The organism is Streptomyces sp. CT34 (assembly GCF_000805335.1).
Taxonomy (GTDB): Bacteria; Actinomycetota; Actinomycetes; order Streptomycetales; family Streptomycetaceae; genus Streptomyces.
Genome location: NZ_KN708638.1, coordinates 3,043,819 through 3,050,893, shown reverse-complemented (window position 1 = coordinate 3,050,893; position 7,075 = coordinate 3,043,819). Strand labels below are relative to the sequence as shown.

Annotated in this window: 6 protein-coding genes; 5 read left to right on the top strand and 1 reads right to left on the bottom strand. The window is 73.9% G+C overall.

Annotated elements, in window-relative coordinates; genetic code table 11:
• Nucleotides 1-491: 491 nt before the first annotated feature.
• The 4 genes from RZ84_RS13330 to RZ84_RS13315 all read left to right on the top strand — a co-directional run bounded on the left by RZ84_RS13330 (nt 492) and on the right by RZ84_RS13315 (nt 3,902).
• Complete coding sequence (locus tag RZ84_RS13330) at nt 492-1,280, top strand: ABC transporter permease (RefSeq protein ID WP_043264496.1); 789 nt, start codon at nt 492-494, stop codon at nt 1,278-1,280.
• Between the two features lie 79 nt (nt 1,281-1,359).
• Complete coding sequence (locus RZ84_RS13325; RefSeq protein WP_198540141.1) at nt 1,360-2,124, top strand: ABC transporter permease; 765 nt, start codon at nt 1,360-1,362, stop codon at nt 2,122-2,124.
• A gap of 20 nt (nt 2,125-2,144) precedes the next feature.
• Nucleotides 2,145-3,173, top strand: a complete 1,029-nt coding sequence (locus RZ84_RS13320) for an ABC transporter ATP-binding protein (RefSeq protein WP_043264494.1) — start codon at nt 2,145-2,147, stop codon at nt 3,171-3,173.
• A gap of 9 nt (nt 3,174-3,182) precedes the next feature.
• Entirely contained in the window at nt 3,183-3,902 is a 720-nt protein-coding gene (locus tag RZ84_RS13315; protein WP_043264493.1) for a DUF1707 SHOCT-like domain-containing protein, read from the top strand.
• Nucleotides 3,903-3,944: 42 nt separating this feature from the next.
• Here RZ84_RS13315 and RZ84_RS13310 read toward each other — a convergent pair whose 3' ends face one another.
• Nucleotides 3,945-5,255 (bottom strand): SGNH/GDSL hydrolase family protein, encoded by a 1,311-nt coding sequence (locus RZ84_RS13310; protein ID WP_043264492.1) that lies wholly within the window; start codon nt 5,253-5,255, stop codon nt 3,945-3,947.
• A gap of 310 nt (nt 5,256-5,565) precedes the next feature.
• Here RZ84_RS13310 and RZ84_RS13305 point away from each other — a divergent pair, with 310 nt between their 5' ends.
• Complete coding sequence (locus RZ84_RS13305) at nt 5,566-6,915, top strand: DUF445 domain-containing protein (protein WP_043269826.1); 1,350 nt, start codon at nt 5,566-5,568, stop codon at nt 6,913-6,915.
• Nucleotides 6,916-7,075 lie beyond the last annotated feature (160 nt).

Genomic DNA, 7,075 nt, shown 5'->3' with positions numbered 1-7,075 from the left:
ACCATGCGCCGGGTGGGGATGCCCCGGCGCCAGCCGGTGCGCCGGGGGCGGGCCTCGGAGCCCGCGCCGTCGGCTTGCGGATCGTCGCTCATGTCTGTGTGACTCCTAGGCCGCCGCCGATGGTTGTGCCGCGGCGGATCGGTGTCGTATCAGGACGGTGTCGCACGGGGTGGTGCCGTACGGGGTGGTGTGCGGTGTACCTGCGCGGTGCCGGGGCGGCGGCGGACACCCGAGAGGAACTTTCGCATCCTGCGTCCCCGCCCTCGGGGGTGGCGCACACCCGAGTCCGCCCTCTGACCGGCTGAATGGCGCCCCTGACTCACCCGCAAGGGTGATAAATCGATGGTGCCCGGCGTGGGCAGACCTTAGGCTCCGGTGTTTTGCCGTCCGGACCTCGCAGGGCCCCGACCGCGGACGGCGCACGACGACCACGGCCGGGCGGCCGAGGACCGACGACCCGGCCGGGCGGCCAAGAACAGGGGGAGCGGGGCGTGTTGTACGTGGCCGTGGTGGCCGGCAGCTTCCGGCGGTACGCCACCTATCGCGTCGCCACCGCGGCGGGAGTGGTCACCAACACCGCCTTCGGCTTCATCATCGCCTACACCTATCTCGCCCTGTGGAGCCAGCGCCCGCATCTGGGCGGCTACGACCGGGCGCAGGCGCTGACCTTCGTCTGGGCCGGGCAGGCGCTGTTCGCGCTGATCGCGTACGGCGGTCTGGACGAGCTCCAGGACCGGATCCGCAGCGGCGACGTCGCGGTGGACCTCTACCGGCCGGCCGACCTCCAACTGTGGTGGCTGGCCATCGAGCTGGGGCGGTCCGGGCTCCAGCTGATCGGCCGCGGGGTGGTGCCGATGGCGGTGGGCGCGCTGGCGTTCCCGCTGGCGCTGCCCGGCAGCGTGCTGACCTGGGGCTGGTTCCTGCTGTCGGTGGTGCTGGGGGTGGTGGTCAGCTTCGCGCTGCGGTATCTCGTCGCGCTGGCGTCGTTCTGGCTGCTGGACAGCTCGGGGCTGGCCATGGTCAGCACGCTGTCGTGCATGTTCTTTTCGGGGCTGGTGCTGCCGCTGCGGGTCTTCCCGGGCGCGCTGGCCGATCTCGCGCAGCTGCTGCCGTGGGCGGCGCTGCTCCAGGTGCCGGCCGATGTGCTGATGGGCGCCCGGACGGGCGGCGCGCTGCTGCGCGGGCTGGCGTTCCAGGCGGCCTGGGCGGCGGCGCTGCTGGCGCTGGGGCGGCTGGTGCAGTCGGCGGCCACCCGCAAGGTGGTGGTGCAGGGTGGTTAGGGCCTGGCCGACGGGGCATGGCCGGGACCGCGCGGCTGCCGTGCGGCAGGGGCTGGGCGCGTACGGGCTGCTGGTGTGGATGTGGGTGCGCGCGACGCTCGCCTACCGGACGTCGTTCCTGCTGACCGCGCTGGGGAACTTCGCGGCCGGCGGGCTGGACTTCGTGGCGATCCTGCTGATGTTCTCCCGGGTCCGCGCGCTCGGCGGCTTCTCGCTGCCCGAGGTCGCGTTCCTCTACGGCACGTGCAGCCTGGCGCTGGGCCTGTCGGACCTGCTGCTCGGCAATCTGAGCCGGCTCGGTGCGCGGATCCGCGACGGCACCCTGGACACCCTGCTGCTGCGGCCCGCGCCGGTCCTGGTGCAGATCGCCGCCGACCGGTTCGCGCTGCGCCGCCTGGGCCGCACCTTCCAGGCGCTGCTGGTGCTGGGCTGGGCGCTGGGGCGGATCGACGTGGACTGGACGGTGGGCCGGGTCCTGATGGTGCCGCTGATGGCGGTGTGCGGTACGGCGATCTTCGGGGCGGTGTACACCGCCGGGGCGGCCTTCCAGTTCTGGGCGCAGGACGCCGCCGAGCTCCAGAACTCGCTGACCTACGGCGGCAATGCGCTGCTCCAGTACCCGCCGACGGTGTTCGCCCGGGACCTGGTGCGCGGGGTGACCTTCATCGTTCCGCTGGCCTTTGTGAACTGGCTGCCCGCGCTGTGGCTGCTGGGCCGCCCCGACCCGCTGGGGCTGCCGGGCTGGGTGGCGTTCCTGGGGCCGGCGGTGGCGGCGCTGATGTGCGCGGGCGCCGGGCTGGCCTGGCGGCGCGGAGTCCGCGCGTACCGCAGCACCGGCAGCTGAGTGTGCCTCAAATAACGGCGATGGAGAGGGAGTTACCGGTGGTGCCAGGGGATCCGCTGATCGAGCTGGACGGGGTCGAGAAGGTCTTCACCGTACGGCGCCGGGCGGGCCGGCTGCGGCGCACCAAGCACGAGGTGCGGGCCGTGGACGGCATCACCTTCCGGGTGCCGCGCGGCGAGATGGTCGGCTACATCGGGCCCAACGGCGCCGGGAAGTCCACCACCATCAAGATGCTGACGGGCATTCTGGTGCCCAGCGGCGGGCGGCTGCGGGTGGCCGGCATCGACCCGGCGCGGGAGCGGACCCGGCTCGCCCGCCGGATCGGGGTGGTCTTCGGGCAGCGCACCACCCTGTGGTGGGACCTGCCGCTGAAGGACTCCTACGAGCTGGTGCGCCGGATGTACCGGGTCCCGGACGCCGTCTACCGCGCCAACCTGGCGCGCTGCGTCGAACTGCTGGAACTGGCCCCGCTGTTGGACGTCCCGGTCCGGCAGCTGTCGCTGGGCCAGCGGATGCGCGGCGACATCGCGGCGGCGCTGCTGCACGACCCCGAGGTGCTCTACCTGGACGAGCCGACGATCGGCCTGGACGTCGTCAGCAAGGCGAAGGTCCGCTCCTTCCTGCGCGAGGTGAACGCCGACCGCGGTACCACGGTCCTGCTGACCACCCACGACCTGACCGACATCGAGCAGCTGTGCCGCCGGGTGATGGTCATCGACCACGGCCGGCTGGTCCACGACGGGGACCTGGCGGGGCTGCGGGCGGCGGCGGACGGCGAGCGGATGCTGGTGGTGGACCTGGCGCGGGAACTGCCGCCCATCGAGGGCGTCCCGGGTGCCCGTACGGTCAAGGTGGAGGGCCCGCGGCAGTGGCTGGCGTTCCCGGCGACCGGGAGCGCGGCGCCGCTGGTCGCCGCGGTCGCCGACCGCTATCCGCTGGTCGACCTGTCCGTACGGGAGCCGGACATCGAGGCGTTGATCGCCGAGCTGTACGCGGGCGGCGGCGCGGCCCGCCGCGAGCCGGGAGACGGGGATCCGGCCGCGCCCTAGTCTGTCCGTATGACTGACGAACGGCTCCCCCAGCTGCGTGCCTCCGACGCCGACCGCGAGCGGGTCGCCGAGATCCTGCGGGACGCGCTCGCCGAGGGGCGGCTGGACATGGCGGAGTTCGACGAGCGGTTCGACGCCACGTACCGGGCCCGTACGTACGGGGAGTTGGAGCGGATCACCGCCGACCTGCCGGCCGGGGCACCGGCGCCGGCGCCGCCCTCGCTCCGCAAGGAGCCGGCGGCCGGCGGCGCGACCGGCGCGGTCACCGCATGGTCCGAGCGCATCCGTCCGGACGTCCGGGGATCCACCTCCGGTGTCGGGATCCTGGGCGGGTTCGAGCGCAAGGGCCGGTGGACGATCGGGCGCCGGTTCACCGCGGTCTGCTGCATGGGCGGCGGTGAACTCGACCTGCGCGAGGCCAACTTCGCGGCGCCGGAGGTCGAGATCAGCGTCTGGGCGCTGATGGGCGGCGTCAATGTCGTCGTGCCGCCGGGCGTCGAGGTCGAGACGCGCGGGCTGGGCATCATGGGCGGCTTCGACTCCCAGGAGGACGGCACTCCGGGGGAGCCCGGCGCGCCCCGGGTGATCGTGACCGGTGTGGCCGTGATGGGCGGCGTCGGGGTGGAGCGCAAGCTGCCCAAGGAGGAGCGGCTCCGCCTCAAGGCCGAGCGCCGGGAGGAGCGGCGACGGCTGCGGGACGAGCGCCGCGGGCGCCGCGAGCTGGAGTGAGCGCGCGAGCGCCGGCCGCGGTCGGCTACCGGTCGCCTCCCGTCACAGCGCCTCCGGCGCGCGCTGCCGGAGGCTGTCCAGGTCGACGGCGTCGGCCAGCGCGCGGTAGCCCCGGTCGCTGGGGTGCAGATGGTCGCCGGAGTCGTACGAGGGGCGCAGCTGCTCCGGCTCGTCGGGGTCGCGGAGCGCCGCGTCGAAGTCGACGACGTCGTCGTAGACGGTGCCGGAGCGGATGAGCCGGTTGACCCGTTCGCGTACCGCGTTCAGCCGGTCGGTGTAGCCGCGGTGCTCGCCGAAGGGGGTCAGGGTGCTGCCGATGACCCGCACCCCGCGGGCGTGCGCCTCGCGGACGAGGCGCCGTATCCCGGCCACCACCTTGTCCGGGTCGAGCTGGCGCGGGGACTTGAACAGGTCGTTCAGGCCGATCTCGACGATCACCGCCTTCACGCTCGCACGGGAGAGCGCGTCGCGGTCCAGGCGGGCCAGGACGCTGGGCCCGTTGGTGGGCGAGTAGCGGCTGCCGTTGATCAGCAGGCGGTTGCCGCTGATGCCCTCGTTGAGGACGCCGTAGCGGGGCGCGCCCGGCTCGTCGCGGAGCCGGGCGGCGAGGAAGTCGGTCCAGCGGTGGTTGGCGCCCGGGGTGGAGGTGATGCCGTCGGTGATCGAGTCGCCGAGGGCCACCACCGTGCCGTCCGCCCGGGCGCTCCACACGTCCACCCCGGTCAGATAGCGCCAGTACGGGCTCTGCTCGGTGTAGGCGGTGCCGGTGGCGTCCTCGGTGCGGTCGCCGCGCGCCAGGTAGGACGTCTGGCGGGCGTACGGGTGGTAGGTGGCGGGGCCCGAGGGGGCGGGGGAGTAGGTGGTGACCAGCAGGTCGGCGTCGCCGGGGACGGCCAGCCGGACCGGGTCGCTGGTGATCTGGCCGCCGATCGGGATGGTCACCGAGGGTTTGCCGTCGAACGACAGCCGGCGCATGGTGCCGGCCGCGGCGGTCGGGTCGCCGGTGCCCGCGGCCAGCGCCAGCGAGGCGTGGCTGAAGGTCAGCGGCCGGGTGCCGAACAGGTTGGACAGCTGGATGCGGGCGCCGGTGCCGCCGACGCTGGTGTGCACGACGTTCCGTATCGACATCTGCGCATAGCCGTCCTGGGTGCCCGGCTCGGCCGATGCGGCGGCTGCCGACCAGGTGCCGACCCACCGCCCGGAGGCCGCGGGGTTGGCCGGGGGGTGCGGGGAGTGCGGGGCGCTGCCCGGGGTGCCGCGCTCGCCGTCGAAGCCGGCGAATATCGCGGCCGAGATCAGCACCACCGCCGCCGCCATACCGGCGAGCAGCGTGTAACCCACACGTCTGTTCATGCGGGAGTGGTCTCCTGGGGCTGGCGGAGCTGCGTGCTCCGGGCGGGCAGGGGCAGCTGGACGCGTACGGCACCCGCGTCCCGTGGCCGGCGGCAACCGTGGCCGTCCGGCGGGCGTCCATGGTCCCACGGTCCACCGGGGGCCGCCCGGCGCACCGGGAACTCGTGCGGGGTTCCGGGAGTAGGGCACTGTGGGACATACGGGCGTACGGACGGGGTGCGCGGGACGGACGGAACAGGTGGTACGGACGCCGCGCGCGGTGCGGGCGTACGGATGGCGGGCGGGGGCAACGGTGGGAACGGTGGAGCGGATGGACGACACGAAGGCTCAGGCGGCGCCGGCCGCGGCGCCGGTGGCGGTGGCGGGCGGCGCAGCGGCCGGGCGGGCGGCGGGACCCGGCGGCTTCCGGTACAGCGCCGCCGACGAGGAGAAGCGGCGGGCCGTGCGCCGGATGAAGACCCTGGCGACCTGCCTGCTGCTGGCCGTCGCGCTGGTCTACGTCCTGGCGAGGTGGGCCGGCGCGTCCGGGGCGGGCGGCTGGACGGGGTTCGTCGCGGCGGCGGCGGAAGCCGGGATGGTCGGCGCGCTGGCCGACTGGTTCGCGGTCACCGCGCTGTTCAAGCGGCCCCTGGGACTGCCGATCCCGCACACCGCCATCATCCCCACCAAGAAGGACCAACTCGGCCGGAGCCTGGGGGACTTCGTCGGGGAGAACTTCCTGTCCGGCGAGGTGGTCCGCCGCCGGCTGCGCTCCGTCGGCATCGGCGCCCGGCTGGGCCGCTGGCTCGCCGAGCCGCACAACGCCGACCGGGTCACCGCCGAGCTGTCCGCCGCGCTGCGCGGGGCGCTGACGGTGCTGCGCGACTCCGACGTCCAGGCGGTGGTCGGCGAGGCCATCACCCGGCGCGCGGACGCCCAGGAGATCGCGCCCGGCCTCGGCGCCCTGCTGGAGAAGGTCGTCGCCGAGGGCGGCCACACCCGGGTGGTGGACCTGGTCTGCGCCCGCGCCCACGACTGGCTGGTCGAGCACGGCGACTCGGTCATGGCGGCGGTCTCCGGCGGCGCCCCCGGATGGACGCCGCGCTTCGTCGACCGCAGGGTGGGCGACCGGGTCTACAAGGAGCTGCTCCGCTTCGTCACCGAGATGCGGGACATGCCCGAACACCCGGCGCGCGGTGCGGTGGACCGCTTCCTCAAGGACTTCGCGGGCGACCTGCAGTCCGACCCCGGCACCCGCGAGAAGGTCGAACGGCTCAAGTCGCAGGTGCTGGGCCGCAGTGAGGTGCAGGACCTGATCGCCTCCGCCTGGGGCTCGGTCCGCGCCATGATCGTGGCCGCCGCCGAGGACGAGCGCAGCGAACTGCGGCTGCGGGTGCGAGCCGCGCTGCTGTCCCTGGGGCAGCGGATGTCCGCCGACGGGCGGCTCCGGGGCAAGGTCGACGGCTGGCTGGAGGGCGCCGCGGTCTATGTGGTGACGACGTATCAGGGCGAGATCACCTCCCTGATCACTGACACCGTCGCCGGCTGGGACGCCGAACACACCTCGAAGAAGATCGAGGCGCACATCGGCCGCGACCTCCAGTTCATCCGTATCAACGGCACGGTCGTGGGGGCACTGGCGGGGCTGTGCATCTACGCGGTGACGCGGGCGCTTGGCTGAGGCCTTTCCGCTGCGCTTTGCCTGCGCCCGACGTTGTCGGCTTTCCCGCCGTGGGGGTTGTTCGCCGTTGCGCCCTTCCGCTGCGCTTTGCCTCACCCGACGTTTTTGGTTTCTCGCCGTGGCGCCTGCGGCGGGCGGGTCCGCTGCGCGGGGCTGTCGG

Excerpts from the sequence above, each read along its gene's own strand:
- RZ84_RS13325 (WP_198540141.1), top strand. The coding sequence starts at position 1,360 with ATGTGGGTGCGCGCGACGCTCGCCTACCGGACGTCGTTCCTGCTGACC.
- RZ84_RS13320 (WP_043264494.1), top strand. The coding sequence starts at position 2,145 with ATGGAGAGGGAGTTACCGGTGGTGCCAGGGGATCCGCTGATCGAGCTG.
- RZ84_RS13315 (WP_043264493.1), top strand. The coding sequence starts at position 3,183 with ATGACTGACGAACGGCTCCCCCAGCTGCGTGCCTCCGACGCCGACCGC.
- RZ84_RS13310 (WP_043264492.1), bottom strand. The coding sequence starts at position 5,255 with ATGAACAGACGTGTGGGTTACACGCTGCTCGCCGGTATGGCGGCGGCG.
- RZ84_RS13305 (WP_043269826.1), top strand. The coding sequence starts at position 5,566 with ATGGACGACACGAAGGCTCAGGCGGCGCCGGCCGCGGCGCCGGTGGCG.